The 16410-nt window shown below is 67.5% G+C and carries 16 protein-coding genes; 13 read left to right on the top strand and 3 right to left on the bottom strand.

The annotated features are described in order from the left end of the window. The first annotated feature begins 20 nt into the window (after window positions 1–20). Complete coding sequence (locus tag A5699_RS23725) at window positions 21–632, top strand: hypothetical protein (RefSeq protein WP_231965813.1); 612 nt, start codon at window positions 21–23, stop codon at window positions 630–632. Beyond that, window positions 632–1498 carry an acyl-CoA thioesterase II gene (locus A5699_RS23720; protein WP_067774785.1) on the top strand — a complete coding sequence of 289 codons (867 nt, stop codon included), beginning with the start codon at window positions 632–634 and terminating at the stop codon, window positions 1496–1498. Before A5699_RS23725 ends, A5699_RS23720 begins: the two co-directional genes overlap by 1 nt. A gap of 21 nt (window positions 1499–1519) precedes the next feature. Here the strand turns inward: A5699_RS23720 and A5699_RS23715 are convergent, their stop codons facing one another. After that, entirely contained in the window at window positions 1520–1774 is a 255-nt protein-coding gene (locus A5699_RS23715) for a DUF2631 domain-containing protein (RefSeq protein WP_067774782.1), read from the bottom strand. 193 nt (window positions 1775–1967) lie between these two features. Between A5699_RS23715 and A5699_RS23710 the strand changes: the two genes are divergently transcribed. Next, the gene (locus A5699_RS23710; protein WP_067774780.1) at window positions 1968–2849 is read left to right on the top strand and encodes a TIGR03619 family F420-dependent LLM class oxidoreductase; all 882 of its coding nucleotides are present in this window, start codon (window positions 1968–1970) and stop codon (window positions 2847–2849) included. Window positions 2850–2919: 70 nt separating this feature from the next. Further along, complete coding sequence (locus tag A5699_RS23705; RefSeq protein WP_197508376.1) at window positions 2920–4413, top strand: hypothetical protein; 1494 nt, start codon at window positions 2920–2922, stop codon at window positions 4411–4413. Between the two features lie 5 nt (window positions 4414–4418). Here the strand turns inward: A5699_RS23705 and A5699_RS23700 are convergent, their stop codons facing one another. After that, window positions 4419–5330 carry a hypothetical protein gene (locus A5699_RS23700; RefSeq protein WP_157561428.1) on the bottom strand — a complete coding sequence of 304 codons (912 nt, stop codon included), beginning with the start codon at window positions 5328–5330 and terminating at the stop codon, window positions 4419–4421. A gap of 305 nt (window positions 5331–5635) precedes the next feature. Here A5699_RS23700 and dxr point away from each other — a divergent pair, with 305 nt between their 5' ends. The 6 genes from dxr to A5699_RS23670 all read left to right on the top strand — a co-directional run bounded on the left by dxr (window position 5636) and on the right by A5699_RS23670 (window position 12755). Continuing rightward, a complete protein-coding gene (dxr, locus tag A5699_RS23695) occupies window positions 5636–6820 on the top strand; it encodes a 1-deoxy-D-xylulose-5-phosphate reductoisomerase (RefSeq protein ID WP_067774774.1) in 1185 nt (394 codons plus the stop codon). Next, window positions 6817–8037: an RIP metalloprotease gene (locus A5699_RS23690; RefSeq protein WP_067774771.1), complete on the top strand. Its 1221-nt coding sequence runs from the start codon at window positions 6817–6819 to the stop codon at window positions 8035–8037. The genes dxr and A5699_RS23690 overlap by 4 nt, the downstream gene beginning before the upstream one ends. 29 nt (window positions 8038–8066) lie before the next feature. Then, a complete protein-coding gene (gene ispG, locus A5699_RS23685; RefSeq protein WP_067774768.1) occupies window positions 8067–9200 on the top strand; it encodes a flavodoxin-dependent (E)-4-hydroxy-3-methylbut-2-enyl-diphosphate synthase in 1134 nt (377 codons plus the stop codon). A 56-nt stretch (window positions 9201–9256) separates the two neighbouring features. Next, entirely contained in the window at window positions 9257–10111 is an 855-nt protein-coding gene (locus tag A5699_RS23680; RefSeq protein ID WP_067774765.1) for a GNAT family N-acetyltransferase, read from the top strand. A gap of 201 nt (window positions 10112–10312) precedes the next feature. Further along, the gene (locus tag A5699_RS23675; protein ID WP_067774762.1) at window positions 10313–12136 is read left to right on the top strand and encodes a penicillin-binding transpeptidase domain-containing protein; all 1824 of its coding nucleotides are present in this window, start codon (window positions 10313–10315) and stop codon (window positions 12134–12136) included. A 22-nt stretch (window positions 12137–12158) separates the two neighbouring features. Further along, window positions 12159–12755, top strand: a complete 597-nt coding sequence (locus A5699_RS23670) for a DUF1707 domain-containing protein (RefSeq protein WP_067774760.1) — start codon at window positions 12159–12161, stop codon at window positions 12753–12755. 3 nt (window positions 12756–12758) lie between these two features. On the opposite strand, the gene A5699_RS23665 is transcribed toward A5699_RS23670, so the two are convergent. Further along, window positions 12759–13148 (bottom strand): PaaI family thioesterase, encoded by a 390-nt coding sequence (locus A5699_RS23665; protein ID WP_067775086.1) that lies wholly within the window; start codon window positions 13146–13148, stop codon window positions 12759–12761. An 85-nt stretch (window positions 13149–13233) separates the two neighbouring features. On the opposite strand from A5699_RS23665, the gene map reads away from it, so the two are divergent. From map to A5699_RS23650, 3 genes are all read left to right on the top strand, one after another. Further along, the gene (gene map / locus A5699_RS23660) at window positions 13234–14091 is read left to right on the top strand and encodes a type I methionyl aminopeptidase (protein WP_067774757.1); all 858 of its coding nucleotides are present in this window, start codon (window positions 13234–13236) and stop codon (window positions 14089–14091) included. A 79-nt stretch (window positions 14092–14170) separates the two neighbouring features. Then, on the top strand, window positions 14171–15676 hold the full coding sequence (locus A5699_RS23655; RefSeq protein ID WP_082957849.1) for a cobyric acid synthase: 1506 nt from the start codon (window positions 14171–14173) through the stop codon (window positions 15674–15676). A gap of 9 nt (window positions 15677–15685) precedes the next feature. Beyond that, window positions 15686–16369 (top strand): hypothetical protein, encoded by a 684-nt coding sequence (locus A5699_RS23650; RefSeq protein ID WP_067774754.1) that lies wholly within the window; start codon window positions 15686–15688, stop codon window positions 16367–16369. The last annotated feature ends 41 nt before the right edge of the window (window positions 16370–16410 follow it).

Here is a 16410-nt window from a genome sequence, read left to right as displayed (position 1 = left end):
GGACCCGGAATGGATGCCTTATGTCCCCACAGCCAGAAATGTCCGTGCAGTTGTCCGAGGTACCCGCGGTCGGCGAATCGCCCGCCGCCGGGTCGCTCACCGTGCCGATCACCCGGCGGCGGGTGTGGCCGGAGCGGGCCGTGCGGTACGAGCTCACCGTGGTGGCCGCAGAAGTCGCCCCGGTGGTGTCCGGCATCGGCGGATGGTTGTTCGACCGGGCCATGGCGGGCTGGCGGGTGGGCGTGGCCGTCGGCCAGGGCGCCGACGTTGCCGCCGACCGGCGGGCGTTGGGCATCCTCGGTGTGAAACTCGTTGAGCCCGAAGCGCTCTCGCTAACAGACGCAGATGAGGGTGAAGCGGTCACGATGACGGCGATCAGCGTCGACCGTCTGGAACCGGCCGCGATGCGCGATCTCGGTGACGCGGTGTTTTTCGGGTGGCGAGCTCCCGACGGCCTCACCGGTCAGGTGCACCGGGTGAACTACCGGCCGAGTGCGGCCGCGTTGGCGTTCAAGGCGCACGCATCTGCGGTGCTCGGGTCCGATGCCCGGCCGACCGGCGCAGTCGAGACCATGTACCGGTATGGCCGGTCCGCGGGCCTGTTGGATTCTGATCTGGTCCCCGTGTGTTGATGGCGGGACGGGCGTCAGTGGCCGGTCTGCTCGACGTGTTCGACGTGGCCCCGGCCGGTCCCGATCGATTCGTCGGCGTGACCGGACCCGCCGGCACCGATGGCCGGCAGGTGGCCAAAGGCACACAAGCGCTGGGTCAGGTGATCGTGGCAACCGCAAAGCGATTCCCGAACAAGACGATTCGTTCGGCACATGCGGTCTTCACCAGGCCCGTCGTGATCGACTCCACCGTCGAGCTGTCGGTCGGCGTCGTGCACGAGGGCCGCTCGACCGCCACCGCCGTGGTGGCCGTGCAGCAGGATTCACGGCGGTGCGCCACGGTAACGGTGCTGGCCGATGTGCCTGGCGGTGAGGTGATCAACCACCACGCGCTACGGCCCGACGTCGAGACCCCCGCCGATGCCTATCCGGGGACACCGGCCATGGACGGCCACGAGTTGCGCCTGGTCGACATCGTCGACGTCAACAGTCCCGGCGAAGTGGGCCCGCCCGAACTGCATGCCTGGCTGCGCTATGACCCGATCCCGGCGCGCGACGATCTGGCCAAGGCGCTGTTGGCGTATTTCACCGGGCAACTCGGCATCTCGACCACGATGCGGCCCCATCGCGGGGTGGGTACCGCGCAGGCGCATGCGACGTTGTCGACGGCGCTGATGTCGGCAACGGTTGTCTTCCATGACACGGTGGCATGGGACGACTGGTTGCTCTACAGCCACGACAGCACCGCGGCCGGCCAGGGAATGTCATATGTCCGCGGTCAGGTACACACCGAAGACGGCGACCTCTTGGCCTCGTTCACGCAGGAAGGGCTGATCCGCTCGATGCGCGCGACCGATACCGCCATCGATGTGCCGGCCCGTTTGTAGAGCCGACGCGCAGGGATGCGCCTAGCGAATCCAGCCGCGGCGGCGCAGCCACCAGTCGCGAGCGACGGCCAACACGATGAGGACCGCGAACGAGATGAGGAACCAGTCCTCGACACGTCCGACGTGGTTTCCGCGCATCATCACCAGCAAGAAGGCCGCCGACAGCAGGCCGCCGATGTGGATCACCCTGATGTTCAGATGGGACCAGCCCCATGCTGCGGACGGCACGTCCTCGACGTCGACGCCGTTGTGTCGCTCCACCTCGGTGCTGGCCACGGGTTGCTCCTCAGGATCGAACTGGCTTCAGGCTGGCTTGCCGACATTCTGGCATACGACGCTGCGTCGTATGCCGACCCCCGGCGCTCAATTCAGGCTGCGGTCCCTCGGCCGCCTGCTCAGCCGCGCCGAACGGCAGATCTTGCGCTGGTACGGACAGTTTCCCGATACGGATACAGAGAAGGGTTGGTAGATGCAGTTCTGGAGTGGCACGGCGTTCATGGACACCGCCGATGCACTGGTGGTGGCACCGTTGCTCGACGAGGCCGGATACCACGGCATGGTCTGCTCGGATCACATGATCTATCCGCGCGAACTGTCCTCGCACTACCCGGATTCACCGAGCGGCACGCCACCGTGGGCACCGGAGACCGCCTGGCCCGACTCCTGGGTCCTGATCGGTGCGATGGCAGCCCTCACGCGACGGCTACGGTTTTCCAACGCCGTGTATGTGGCGCCGGCCCGCCCACTGCTCGAGGTCGCCAAGCAGGTCGCGACGGCAGCGGTGATCTCGAACGGTCGGGTGTCCCTCGGCGTCGGCGTCGGGTGGATGCGCGAGGAATTCGAACTGATGGGCCAGGACTTCGACACCCGTGGTCGGCGGCTCGACGAGATGATCCCGGCGCTGCGTGAGCTGTGGCGCGGCGGTTGGGTGTCGTTCGAGGGGCGTTACTACCAGGTTCCCGAGATGACGATCGAACCTCATCCGCCGGCGCCGGTGCCGATCCTGTGCGGTGGCGAATCCGAGGCGGCGCTGCGGCGGGCGGCGCGGGCCTGCGACGGATGGATCGGCTACGCCTACACCCTGGAACAGGCGACCCGGTACACCAGCCGGCTGGCCGAGCTGCGCCGTGAATACGGCCGGGAGCACGAGCCGTTCGAGATCATCTTGGCCTTGCTGGACCCACCGTCGCCGGATCTGTACAAGCGGGCCGAGGATCTCGGCATCACCGCGGTGATGTGCGCGCCGTGGGCCGTAACGGAACCCGCGGATTCAGCCGCTGCCTCCGGGCCGAACCGATTCCGCGGCCCCATCGAACGATTCGCCGAGTCGATCATCGCGAAGGTGCGGTAAGCCACGCGCGGGCGCCTCGCGGCGGTGCTCACTATGATCGCGCAAAACCGGTGTGCAGAGAGGACGCTCGATGAACCGCGCGGCGCTACGTGTCGGCCAGGCCGGCGCGGCCGGCGTCATCATCGCGCTCGGTATCGGCGTGGGTGCCTACAACGCGTGGTGGCTGGCGCTGTTGGTCTCGGTCCCGCTGATCGTGGTCGGTGTGGCGATGGTGCCGCGGGCCTCACGCCTCTCCGAACTTGAGGTCTTCGAGAACGCGTCGGTCCCGCATTCGGTGCCGGTGCGGGTCGAGGCGCTGACCCGCAGCAGTTTCACCGACGACGAAATGCAGCCGACGTTGGTGAGTGCGACAGTCAGCCCGCCGCACGACACCGAGTACCAGGCGCGCTGGATCGCCTCGATGTCGCAGGCAGACTTCCGTGCCCTGGCTGATAACCCGTCGACCACGTTGGCGCCCAACGGATTACCTCGGCGTGACGTGACGCGCACACCCCGGTTCGATGACCACCCCGGCCGGTGGGCGCTGATCTCCCCGGCCATCACCATCCTGGTGACGCTGACCGTGCTGTTCGGTGTCGGCGACGCCTGGCATATCTCATTCGACCGGCCCGCATCACCCGCGCCGCGAGCCGAGACCGCGCCCACGTCCAAGGACATGAACCTCAACGCCCGCCGCGACGGCATGATCCGGGCGATCACCGAACAGTTCGGCCCCGCGGCGGCCAACAACCTGCTCAGTCTCCGGTTCACCGGCAGCGGGTCCGATTACGGCACGGTGCTCGACCCGACCAACGGCGACACCACGATCGTCTACGTCAACAACGGCGGGGACGCGTTCACCACGCCGTCGGCGCAAGTGCTGCGCAAGGACAGCACCTTCTCCGCGTCGGACATCGCCGCCACCGACCTGATCGCCATCGTCGACAAGATATCCCGCCAACTCGATTCCGGCAGGCGGAAACTCGACACCCTGGAGATCAAACGGTTGGCTCCCGGCGCGCCGGTGATCCTCAGCGGCACCTTCGCCAGCAAGACGATCAACGCGCTTCCGGACGGCACCGTCGGTGAGATCTTCGACCCGGCAGATTTTGCCGTGTCGTTCCACAAGGCGCGGGATGCGCTGGCGTCGGCCGGGATAGCGCCGTCAGACCGGGTGCTGACGAACTTCGAGATCCGTGGCACTCATCGGGCGACCCCGATCGCCCATGCCAGTGAACTCCAAACCAACGGCGGTGTGCTGCTCGAGTTCCAGACCGGGGAGCGGTCCGGCCAGATCATCATCGTGCCGGGGGAGTTGCCCGAGGTCACCGACGAGTCGTACAACGCGGGCAGGCAGACCTTCGCTTTCGGCGACATCGCGCCGGATGTCTTCGAATCCGTTCGCGCACAGGCGATGCAGCGTGGCGCGCTGGAACCGTACGAACGTGAGGCCGTGCACATCTGGATGACGGACCGGGAGATCGATCCGTCCCGGTTGGCGATTCGGATCGAACTCGCCGGGGTGGACGCCGCGACCGGCACGTACTCGGTCTCCGGAGAGTTCCTCGCGCCGGGTGCCACCTGAAGCGGTCAGCTGGTCCGGGCTGCCTCGATCGCGCGGCGGGTGACGCCTTCCAGCTGTGCCAGTTGGCCTTTCGGCGGGTGTAGGACGCCGCGATCGACGAGTTTTGTGACGATCTCGCGCACCCGCCCGTAGTAGGTGGCCTGTTCGGCCGGTGTGGTGCTCGAGGCGGCGTGGTTGTAGAGCTTGAGCGCGGTGTCCATTTCGGTCCGGTCGGCCGGTTCGAGATAGGACGTGCCCACCTTCATGCCGTGCGATTCGCACGCGATCCAGGCGCGGCGCAGTGTCACTACCGCTTGCTGGTAGGCGTCGGCCAAGCCCCGGTTGCCCGGATAAGCCTCGGTGCGTAGAGCCTGGGCCTCATCGAGTGCGAGGTGGAACGTTTGCGTGGGCTCGACGGTGACATCGGTGATGGCGGGGTAGCGCAACAGCATCGCCGGGTCCAGTTCGTACGCGCCGTAGGCGCCGAGAATGTCGTCGTGGCGCCGGGCAGCTTCGGCCCACAACCGTTTCGCGGCCTCGTCGGTTCCGGCGTCGGCAATTCGTGCACCCGACACCGGCGGTGCGGTCGGTTGAACCGCCGGCAGCGCCGCCTCCAGCCGCTCCACGATCTCGGTCACCGCCGGATCTGATCTGACGGCTGCGATCCGCCACTCATCGTGACGGCCGTCGGCTGCGGCGAAGGTCAGCGTCAGGTAGTGCTGACCACGAACCGTCAGGCGCCGACCGTCGGTTGCCGTGTGCTCGGCCGGGCCGCCCTGTCCCACCGAGACCAGCGACGACAGCGGGTAGCTGACGATTTCGTGGTTCTCGTCGCCGAGATAGACGGTGTCGCCGGCGACGGTGACCAATACCGCGCCGGGCACACTCATCCGTCCGTAGGCCACCGCGCCCAGTCCGAGGGTGACCAGCACCGCCACGACGGTGGCGGTGAGGAGTCCGGAGACTCCGGCGTAGTTGAGTCCGACCAGGGCGATCAAACCGGATCCCAGCATCGCGCCGGCGGTGATCCCAGACAGGCGCTGCCGGCTGGTCAGGTACTCGGTCCGGGCAGTCACGGGAATCACTTGTGCATTCTCGGCTGCAGCCATTGGCGAATCTGGTCCCTCGGTGTGGAGTTGTGGCGGTCGTCCCAGCATACGGATGGGCGGCACACCGAACGGGCGCCGCGAGCCGCCCCGTGCCGCATTGGGCCGGCCACGCGCGTGCGCGGCACAATGTAACGGTGAGCGACAAAAAGCGCGTGCTGATACTGGGAAGCACCGGATCGATCGGCACTCAGGCGCTCGACGTCATCGCTGCCAATCCCGACCGCTTTGAGGTCGTCGGGCTGGCGGCCGGCGGCGGCAACCCCGACCTGCTCGCCGCCCAGCGCGCCGCCACCGGCGTCACCAACATCGCCGTCGCCGACCCGGCTGCCGCCGAGAAGGTCGGCGACGTGACGTTCTCCGGCCCCGATGCGGTCACCCGATTGGTGGAGCACACCGAGGCCGATGTGGTGCTCAACGCGTTGGTGGGGGCGCTGGGCCTGGCGCCGACCCTGGCCGCGTTGGCCAGCGGCGCGCGACTGGCCCTGGCCAACAAGGAGTCGCTGGTCGCCGGCGGTCCGTTGGTGCTCAAGGCCGCCGCGCCGGGACAGATCGTGCCGGTGGACTCCGAGCATTCGGCGATGGCCCAGTGTCTGCGCGGCGGGTCACCTGACGAGGTCGCCAAGATCGTGTTGACCGCCTCCGGCGGACCGTTCCTGGGCTGGTCGGCCGCCGACCTGGAATCGGTGACCCCCGAGCAGGCCGGCAAGCACCCGACCTGGTCGATGGGCCCGATGAACACCCTGAACTCGGCGACGCTGGTCAACAAGGGCCTGGAGTTGATCGAGACCCATCTGCTGTTCGGGATCGACTACGAGCGCATCGAGGTGGTGGTGCACCCGCAATCGATCGTGCACTCAATGGCGACCTTCACCGACGGCTCGACGCTGGCCCAGGCCAGCCCGCCCGACATGAAGCTGCCGATCGCCCTGGCCCTGGGGTGGCCTGACCGGATCCCCGGCGCGGCCCTGGCCTGTGACTTCACCATCGCGTCCACCTGGGAGTTCCTGCCGCTGGACCACGAAGTGTTCCCCGCGGTGCGCCTGGCGTCCGAGGCCGGAACCCGCGGTGGGTGCCTGACGGCGGTGTACAACGCCGCCAACGAGGAATCAGCCGAAGCGTTCCTTTCCGGCCGCATCCCGTTCCCGGCCATCGTCGACACCGTCGGTGACGTGGTGCACGCTGCCGACCAGTGGGCCGCCGAACCCGCTACCGTGGAAGACGTACTCGACGCGCAGCGCTGGGCCCGGGAGAAGGCACGGCGCGCCATCGCTACGCGGTCCGAGAAGACATCCGTGAGAAAAGGGCTCGTCAGCAAATGATGTTCGCAATCGGTATCGCGCTGTTCGCGCTCGCCATCCTGATCTCGGTGGCGTTGCACGAATGCGGGCACATGTGGGTGGCGCGTGCCACCGGCATGAAGGTGCGCCGCTACTTCGTGGGCTTCGGTCCGACGTTGTGGTCGACCCGGCGCCCCAACCGTCTCGGCGAGACCGAATACGGCATCAAGGCCATCCCCCTGGGCGGGTTCTGCGACATCGCCGGCATGACCTCCGTCGACGAGATCGCGCCCGAAGACCGGCCGTACGCGATGTACAAGCAGAAGGTCTGGAAGCGCGTCGCGGTGCTGTTCGCCGGCCCCGCGATGAACTTCATCATCGGTCTGGTGCTGCTGTACGGGGTGGCAATCATGTGGGGCCTGCCCAACATCAACCAGCCCACCACGGCGATCGTCGGTGAAACCGGCTGTGTCGCACCGCAATTGAGCCTGGAGAAGATGGGCGAGTGCGAGGGCGCCGGTCCTGCGGCGCGGGCCGGTATCCAGGCCGGCGATGAGATCGTCAAGGTCGGCGACACCAAGGTGTCCGACTTCGCGGCGATGGCGGCGGCGATCCGCAAACTCGACGGGCCGGTCAACATCGAGCTCAAGCGCGACGGCCAGACCATCAACACCGTCGTCGACGTCACTCAAACGCAGCGGTTCACCAGCGCCGACGCCAAGGAGCCGACCACCGTCGGTGCGATCGGCGTCAGCGCGGTCGCGGTGCAGCCGCCCACGAAGTACAACCCGCTCACGGCGGTGCCCGGCACCCTCTCCTTCACCGGCGACCTCACCGTCGAACTCGGCAAGTCCCTGGCGAAGATCCCCACCAAGATCGGTGCGCTGGTCGAGGCGATCGGCGGGGGAGAGCGCGACAAGGAGACCCCGATCAGCGTCGTCGGCGCGAGCATCATCGGCGGCGAGACGGTCGAGGCCGGGCTCTGGGTGGCGTTCTGGTTCTTCCTGGCCCAGTTGAACTTCGTGCTCGGCGCGATCAACCTGGTACCCCTGCTGCCCTTCGACGGTGGCCACATCGCGGTGGCGACGTACGAGAAGATCCGCAACATGTTCCGGGCGGCCCGCGGCAAAGTGGCCGCCGCTCCGGTCAACTACCTCAAACTCATGCCGGCCACCTACGTCGTGCTGCTGGTCGTGGTCAGCTACATGCTGCTGACCGTCACCGCAGACCTGATCAACCCACTGAGCATCTTCCAATAGGAGAACCCGTGACTTCCATCGGTCTGGGAATGCCGGCGCCTCCGGCGCCCGTCCTGGCACCCCGTCGCACGACCCGTCAGCTGATGGTCGGCAACGTCGGCATCGGCAGCGAACACCCGATCGCCGTGCAGTCCATGTGCACCACCAAGACCCACGACGTCAACGCGACGCTGCAGCAGATCGCCGAGCTGACCGCCTCGGGTTGCGACATCGTGCGGGTCGCCTGCCCCCGGCAAGAGGATGCCGACGCGCTCGCCGAGATCGCCCGGCACAGCCAGATCCCGGTGATCGCCGACATCCACTTCCAGCCCAAGTACATCTTCGCCGCGATCGACGCCGGCTGCGCCGCGGTGCGCGTCAACCCCGGCAACATCAAGGAGTTCGACGGCCGGGTCAAGGAGGTGGCCAAGGCTGCAGGTGACGCGGGCATCCCGATCCGCATCGGCGTCAACGCCGGCTCGCTGGACCCGCGGTTGATGAAGAAGTACGGCAAGGCCACGCCCGAGGCGTTGGTCGAGTCGGCGCTGTGGGAAGCCTCGCTGTTCGAGGAACACGGCTTCGGCGACATCAAGATCAGCGTCAAGCACAACGACCCGGTGATCATGGTCGAGGCCTACACGCAGTTGGCCGCCCAGTGCGACTACCCGCTGCACCTCGGGGTGACCGAGGCCGGGCCGGCGTTCCAGGGCACCATCAAGTCCGCGGTGGCCTTCGGCGCGTTGCTGTCCAAGGGCATCGGCGACACCATCCGCGTCTCGCTGTCGGCGCCGCCGGCCGAAGAGGTCAAGGTCGGCAACCAGATCCTGGAGTCACTGAACCTGCGGCCCCGCGGCCTGGAGATCGTGTCGTGTCCGTCCTGCGGACGGGCCCAGGTCGACGTCTACACGCTGGCCAATGCGGTCAGCGCGGGGCTGGACGGGCTCGATGTCCCGCTGCGCGTGGCAGTGATGGGTTGCGTGGTCAACGGACCGGGCGAGGCTCGTGAGGCCGATCTCGGGGTGGCCTCCGGCAACGGCAAGGGCCAGATCTTCGTCAAGGGTGAGGTGATCAAGACCGTCCCGGAAGCACAGATCGTCGAGACCCTGATCGAAGAGGCCATGCGGTTGGCCGAAGAGTCGGGTTCAGATGATGCAAGCGGTTCGCCAGTGGTGACCGTAAGCTGATAGCGACCCTGTGAGCGGGGTCACCCTAGCCTCGGCTTGAGCAGAGAGAATTGTCCATGTCGGCTCCGCCACTGTTCCGCCTCGTCGACGAGCGTCGAGTTTCCGTGGTGCGAGACGCCACCCCCTGTCTGCAGGTGTTCGATGAAGACCCGGTGGGTTCGTGCATGGTGGCGGCGCGGGTGGCCGAGTTCGGTGTCGAGCACGGCGCCATCGGCGGCGAGCTGTGGACCCGACGCGGCGTCACCGAATCCCTGTGTTACGCCGGGCCCAATTTGATCCCGCTGCGCGGTGACGCCGACGACCTGAAGGCGTTCTCGGACAAGGCGATGAGCACCGCCCGACGCTGTTCGTCGCTGGTGGGCCGGGCCGAGCTCGTGATGCCGATGTGGCGTCGACTGGAATCGGTGTGGGGCACCGCGCGCGACGTCCGTGAGCAACAGCCGCTGATGGCACTGGACACGGTGCCGCACTGCGCGATCGATCCCGCAGTCCGGCCGGTGCGAATGGACGAACTCGACGCGTATCTGGTGGCCGCGGTCGACATGTTCATCGGCGAGGTGGGCGTCGATCCGAGGCTGGGGGACGGCGGCCGTGGCTACCGCCGCCGGATCGCCGGGCTGATCGCCGCGGGACGGGCATGGGCCCGGTTCGAGCGGGGCGAGGTGGTGTTCAAGGCCGAGGTCGGGTCCCAGTCGCCGGCCGTCGGTCAGATCCAGGGGGTCTGGGTGCACCCGGAGTGGCGGGGTCACGGACTGGGCACGGCGGGAACGGCGGCGTTGGCGGCGGCGGTGGTGGCCTCGGGCCGGATCGCGAGCCTGTACGTCAACAGCTACAACACCGTCGCCCGCGCGACCTACGCGCGCATCGGGTTCGAACAGGTCGGCACCTTCGCCACAGTGTTGCTGGACTGAAGCGGGTCTTCTGACAACCACGTTGACATTGACTCTGCGCAGACGCCTACTCGATCTTTTGCAGCCTCAGTTCAAAGTCAACCGCTGGCGGACGTGCCCGAGGGACTGCTGGAGGATCTGAGGTCGGTCTCACCACAGTCTCGGTTCGGTCTCGGTGCGCCTCCGACGAAACCGGCGTCCGCGTTTCTAACATCAGCCTCAATGGCAACTCAAACATCATCAGTCACACGAGCCGCAGGGATGCTGACGGTCATCGCGGTGATCGGTGCGACGGCACTCAGCGCCTGCACCCCCCGACCCGACGGACCCGAACCCGCTGCGGAGCGGTTCTTCGCCGAACTGGCCACTGGTGACACCGAGGCGGCCGCGGCGTTGTCCGATCGCCCCGCCGATGCCAAGACAGCGCTCGACGAAGCGTGGAATGGCCTGCAGGCCACCCGACTTGACGCGCAGATCCTGGGCTCGAAGTACGCCGGCGACACCGGCAGCATCACCTACCGCTACACCTGGCACCTGCCCAAAGACCGCACCTGGACCTACGACGGCCAACTCAACATGGTCCGTGAGGAAGGGCAGTGGGAAGTCCGCTGGAGCGCCATTGGACTGCACCCGAGGTTGGGGGAGCACCAGACGTTCGCGCTGCGCGCCGATGCCCCGCGACGAGCCCGGGTCAACGAGCGTGGCGGTACCGACGTGCTGGTGCCCGGCTACGTCTACCACTACGCCCTGAATGCCAAAGCGGCCGGCGCCGCGCTGATGCCGACCGCCCGCGCGGTGGCCGATGCGCTACGTCCGTTCGATCCGGCGCTGGGCAATCCGCAGTTGCTCGCCGAACAGGCCAGCGCATCGGCTCAGCCGATGAGCCTGATCACGCTGAATCAGGCCGACAACGACCGGATCTCCGCCGCCATCGGCAGGCTCGACGGCGTCGTCATCACCCCGCAACCCGAAATGTTGCCCACCGACCCGGATTTCGCCCCGGCCATCGTCAACGAGGTCAAGAAGTCGGTGGCCGACGAGCTGGACGGCCAGCCGGGCTGGCGGGTGGTCACCGTCAACCAGAACGGTGTCGACGTCGACGTGCTCAACGAGGTACCGGGAGAACCCGCGCCGTCGATCACCATCAGCCTGGACCGCGCGGTCCAGGACGCCGCGCAAAACGCCGTCAACACCACCGGCAAACAGGCGATGATCGTCGCGATCAAACCGTCCACCGGCGAGATCCTCGCGGTGGCGCAGAACGCGGCCGCCGACGCCGTCGGGCCACTGGCCACCATGGGCCAGTTTCCGCCGGGGTCCACCTTCAAGATGGTCACTGCCGGCGCCGCCATCGAACGCGGCATGGCAACGCCCAACACACTTTTGGGCTGCCCAGGCACCATGGACATCGGCCACCGGACCGTCACCAACTACGACGCCTTCGACTTGGGCACGGTCCCGATGTCGCGGGCCTTCGCCAACTCGTGCAACACCACCTTCGGCGAACTCGCCAGCCGGATGCCGCCCCGGGGGTTGACCCAGGCCGCCGCGCGATACGGCATCGGCACCGACTACGACGTAGCCGGCATCACCACGCTGACCGGCTCGGTGCCGCCGACGGTTGACCTCGCCGAGCGGACCGAGGACGGATTCGGTCAGGGCAAGGTGCTGGTGAGTCCGTTCGGCATGGCACTGGCGTCGGCGACGGTGGCTGCCGGCCGCACGCCGGTGCCGCAGCTCATCGAGGGACGCCAGACCATGGTCGACGGGGCCGGCGCCCCGATCAGCCCGAAGATGGTCGAGGGGCTGCGGCCGATGATGCGGCTGGTGGTCACCAACGGCACTGCCAAGGATCTCGGCGGGCTCGGCGACGTGCGCGGCAAGACCGGCGAGGCCGAGTTCATGGGTGGCTCACACTCCTGGTTCGCCGGGTACCGCGGGGACATGGCGTTCGCCGCACTGATCGTCGGCGGCGGCAGTTCGGAATACGCGGTGCGGATGTGCAAGACCATGCTCGACGGCTTGCCGCACGATTACCTCGCCTGAACGGCGGTACCGTGGGTACGTCATGACTGGCACCAATGAGCAATCGGTGGACCTGCGGGTCTCGGATGCCGACCGTAACGGCACGTTGCGGCGGCTGCACAGCGCCGTGGCGCTGGGGTTGATCGACATCGCCGAGTTCGAGGAACGTTCCGCGATGGTCTCGCAGGCCCGTCTGCATTCCGATCTCGACGCGCTGGTGGGGGATCTGCCTGGTCCCGGAGCGATTGTCACGACGGCCACCGACCGGGTCGAGCTGCGCGGAGTGCTCGGCTCGCTGAAACGTCATGGGGAATGGACCGTGCCGACCCGACTGGCGCTGGTGCGCCGGATGGGTTCGGTGGATCTGGATCTGACCCGCGCCCGGTTCGCCGGGCCGATGGTGGTCATCGAGCTGGACCTGAAATTCGGGTCGTTGGAGCTGCGGCTGCCCGAGGGGGCCAGCGCATCGATCGACGACGTCGAGGTGATCGTGGGCAGCGCCGACGATCATCGTCGTGACGCCCCCGGCGAAGGCACACCGCACGTCATCCTGACCGGCCGGGTGGTGTGCGGCTCGGTGGACATCCGCGGGCCGCGCAAGGCCTGGTTCGGCCGTTTTCCCCGGTCTGACCGGCCCTAGGGTCTACCGCGGATCGAGGACGGCGAAGCTGAGTGTGGCCCGCGCGGCCAGCCGGTGGTCCCGGCCCACATCGGTGACGTCGACCGAGGTGACGATCAACCGCCGCCCCGCGCGCACCACGGTGGCCGCCGCTCGCGCCGGACCTTCGATGATCGGCGCCAGGTAGTGGATGTTCATGTCGGCGGTGGTCACATCCTGCCCGGGCCCGACGTTACGGCCCGCCAACCGTCCGGCCGCGATGTCGATCAGGGTCGCCACCAATCCGCCCTGCAGGGCCCCGCGGATGTTGGTCAGATCGGGCCGGTTGTCCATCTCCACGATGAGCGTCTCGTCGTTCTCCAGCACATCGCGGAACCCCATCTGGCCGAGCAGATGACCGGGTGTGGTCCGCATCGGGGTCGACTCACTGAGCATGGCTGAAAAGTTAGCATCATTCTCGCTGTGAGAGATCGGCGTTCTCCTGGCTATCCTTGCTGTCATGCCTGTTCGTACCGCCCTGCGCCCCGGCGTGCTCTCGCCGACCCTGCCGGTGCCCAAGTCGATCCCCCGGCCGGAGTACGCGTGGAAGTCCACCGTGCAGGAGGGCAGCGAACCGTGGGTGCAGACGCCCGAGGTGATCGAGAAGATGCGTGTCGCCGGCCGGATCGCCGCGGCTGCGCTGGCCGAGGCCGGCAAGGCCGTGGCGCCCGGTGTCACCACCGACGAGCTTGACCGCATCGCCCACGACTACATGGTCGACCACGGTGCCTATCCGTCGACCTTGGGCTACAAGAGCTTTCCCAAATCCTGCTGCACCTCACTGAACGAGGTGATCTGCCATGGCATTCCGGATTCGACGGTGATCGAGGACGGTGACATTGTCAACATCGACGTCACGGCCTACATCGACGGCGTGCACGGTGACACCAACGCCACCTTCCTGGCCGGAGACGTCTCCGAGGAACACCGCCTCCTCGTTGAACGCACCCACGAGGCCACCATGCGTGCCATCAAGGCCGTCAAACCCGGCCGTGCGCTGTCGATCGTCGGCCGGGTCATCGAGGCCTACGCAAACCGGTTCGGCTACAACGTGGTTCGTGATTTCACCGGGCACGGCATCGGTACCACCTTCCACAACGGGCTGGTGGTGCTGCACTACGATCAGCCCGCCGTGGAGACCGTGCTCGAGCCGGGCATGACCTTCACCATCGAACCGATGATCAACCTCGGGACGCTGGACTACGAGATCTGGGACGACGACTGGACCGTGGTGACCAAGGACCGCAAATGGACCGCGCAGTTCGAGCACACCCTGGTGGTCACCGAGGACGGCGCCGAGATCCTCACCCTGCCGTGAGTTTTTTCCCGCGAGCAGACGTGAAAGTACCCGACACGCCCGGAATTCGGTTACCTAAGTGTCTGCTCGCGAGGGGAAAGTGAGCGGGGCGCTGCTGGTCGCCGGCACCACCTCTGACGCCGGCAAGTCGATGGTCGTTGCGGGGCTGTGCCGGTTGTTGGCCCGCAAGGGGCTGTCGGTGGCGCCGTTCAAGGCGCAGAACATGTCGAACAACTCGGCGGTCACCGTCGACGGCGGGGAGATCGGCCGGGCCCAGGCCATGCAGGCCCGCGCCGCCGGGCTGGCACCTCACACCAGGTTCAACCCGATCCTCCTCAAACCCGGCGGGGACCGAACCTCGCAGCTGGTGATCCGCGGCCAGGTGGCCGGGACGGTGGCCGCCGGCGACTACTTCACCCACCGGGACCGGCTCAGTGCGGTCGTCGCCGACGAATTGTCCTCGCTGAGATCGGAATTCGACGTCGTCATCTGTGAGGGAGCCGGGTCACCAGCCGAGATCAATCTGCGTGCCACCGACCTGGCCAACATGGGGTTGGCCCGGGCGGCGGGCCTGCCCGTCGTCGTGGTCGGCGACATCGACCGGGGTGGGCTGCTGGCCCACCTGCACGGCACCGTCGCGGTGCTGGAACCCGCAGACCAAGCGCTCATCGCCGGATTCATCGTCAACAAATTCCGCGGCGACCCCGCCCTGCTCGAACCCGGCCTGCTTCGGCTGCAGGAGCTCACCGGCCGGCCCACCTACGGGGTGATCCCGTTCGACGACGGAATCTGGCTGGACACCGAGGATTCCGTCTCGGTCCGGCCCGGCGGGCTCGTCGGTGTTCCACAACCGCCCCGTGGCACGCAGACGCTGAGCGTCGCGGCGATCCGATTGCCCCGCATCTCCAACTCCACCGACATCGAGGCACTGGCCTGCGAGCCCGGCGTCGCGGTGCGCTGGGTTGCCGATGCCGCCGACCTCGACGGTGCCGACCTGGTGATCATCCCCGGCAGCAAGGCCACCGTGCACGATCTCGACTGGCTGCGCCAACGCGGCCTGGCCGACGCGATCGGTGAACACGCTGCACAGGGGCGACCCGTGCTGGGTGTGTGCGGCGGATTTCAGATGCTGTGCCGGCGAATCGACGACGCCGTGGAGGCTGGAGCAGCGCGGCCGGTCTCGGTCGACGGGTTGGGTCTGCTTGACGCCGATATCGAGTTTGCCCCGAACAAGACCCTGCGGCATTGGGAAAAACCCTTGTGGGGCTACGAGATTCATCACGGCCAAGTGACCCGTTCCGCGGCGGCGGACTGGCTCGGCGTCGGCCTGCGTCACGGCGCGATCTACGGCACCCACTGGCACGGCCTGCTCGACAACGACGGGCTGCGCCGAGATTGGCTGACCGAGGTCGCCGCCGCGGCCGGACGCGGCGGGTTCGTCGTGGCCGACGACACCGACGTGCCCGGCCGGCGCGATGCTCAACTGGATCTCATGGCCGATCTGCTGGCGGGCCATCTGGATGTCGAGGCCGTGATGGGCCTGTTGCGGAGCGGTCCGCCACCACGGCCCACCATGAACACTGCACTAACCGGCCCGGCCCGATAGCCTGGGCAGATGAATCGGTGCCATCGAGGGGTGGCAGCGTTGGTCGGGCCGATGGCCACGTTGCTGGTGGTGTCGGGCTGCGCGTCCGTGGTTGCCGGTAGTCCGACCTGGCTGGGCGCCACCCTGGAGAAAGTGGTGCTGACTGCCGCGGATTTCCCGCCCGGCGTGCAATTCGACCGAGTGACCGACGACGGCGCATCCGGTGGGCCGGGGGGATCGAGCGGGCCGCCGGCGATGCTGACCGAACCGGCCGGGTGCAGTGACGGCTTGACCCGGGTGATCGCCGAGTCCGCAGAGCGGGGACCGGGCAGCGCCGCGCAGATCGTCGCGGCCTACGACGGGGCACGCATGGTGCTGACCGTGCTGACTTCACCACTGCCGATGGAGCGGCTCGAAGCCACCGCCGCTCGGTGCGCCCGCTTCTCCACCTACTTCGACCCGTCGGACACGGGCATTCCCATGACCACCACCCGGATGGCCGGAACGCGGGACTCGGCTTTGGTGTACCAGCAGACCATGCGGCTGGGCAGAGATGAACAGAGCATCTACTTCGCCTTCGAAAATGTGGGCACCTGGTCGGTTTTCGGCATCGCGTTCCCTACGCCGGATCCGTCGATCGTCGCCAAAGGTGAGTTGCCGCAGACGTTTCTGGACGTTTTCGACCATCAGGCGCAGCGCCTGACGCAGCGCTGACGTCGGCGTCAAGACAATGTGGATTCCGGCCCGCACGTCGA

It is taken from the genome of Mycobacterium sp. E802, assembly GCF_001666875.1.
GTDB lineage: Bacteria > Actinomycetota > Actinomycetes > Mycobacteriales > Mycobacteriaceae > Mycobacterium.
The sequence above is the reverse complement of the archived record's forward strand: the minus strand, read 5'-3'. Positions and strand labels throughout refer to the sequence as shown.

What these genes read in the sequence shown, in the direction of transcription:
- A5699_RS23725 (WP_231965813.1), top strand. Translation starts at nt 21, where the DNA reads ATGTCCCCACAGCCAGAAATGTCCGTGCAGTTGTCCGAGGTACCCGCG.
- A5699_RS23720 (WP_067774785.1), top strand. Translation starts at nt 632, where the DNA reads ATGGCGGGACGGGCGTCAGTGGCCGGTCTGCTCGACGTGTTCGACGTG.
- A5699_RS23710 (WP_067774780.1), top strand. Translation starts at nt 1,968, where the DNA reads ATGCAGTTCTGGAGTGGCACGGCGTTCATGGACACCGCCGATGCACTG.
- A5699_RS23705 (WP_197508376.1), top strand. Translation starts at nt 2,920, where the DNA reads ATGAACCGCGCGGCGCTACGTGTCGGCCAGGCCGGCGCGGCCGGCGTC.
- A5699_RS23690 (WP_067774771.1), top strand. Translation starts at nt 6,817, where the DNA reads ATGATGTTCGCAATCGGTATCGCGCTGTTCGCGCTCGCCATCCTGATC.
- ispG (WP_067774768.1), top strand. Translation starts at nt 8,067, where the DNA reads ATGCCGGCGCCTCCGGCGCCCGTCCTGGCACCCCGTCGCACGACCCGT.
- A5699_RS23680 (WP_067774765.1), top strand. Translation starts at nt 9,257, where the DNA reads ATGTCGGCTCCGCCACTGTTCCGCCTCGTCGACGAGCGTCGAGTTTCC.
- A5699_RS23675 (WP_067774762.1), top strand. Translation starts at nt 10,313, where the DNA reads ATGGCAACTCAAACATCATCAGTCACACGAGCCGCAGGGATGCTGACG.
- A5699_RS23670 (WP_067774760.1), top strand. Translation starts at nt 12,159, where the DNA reads ATGACTGGCACCAATGAGCAATCGGTGGACCTGCGGGTCTCGGATGCC.
- A5699_RS23665 (WP_067775086.1), bottom strand. Translation starts at nt 13,148, where the DNA reads ATGCGGACCACACCCGGTCATCTGCTCGGCCAGATGGGGTTCCGCGAT.
- map (WP_067774757.1), top strand. Translation starts at nt 13,234, where the DNA reads ATGCCTGTTCGTACCGCCCTGCGCCCCGGCGTGCTCTCGCCGACCCTG.
- A5699_RS23650 (WP_067774754.1), top strand. Translation starts at nt 15,686, where the DNA reads ATGAATCGGTGCCATCGAGGGGTGGCAGCGTTGGTCGGGCCGATGGCC.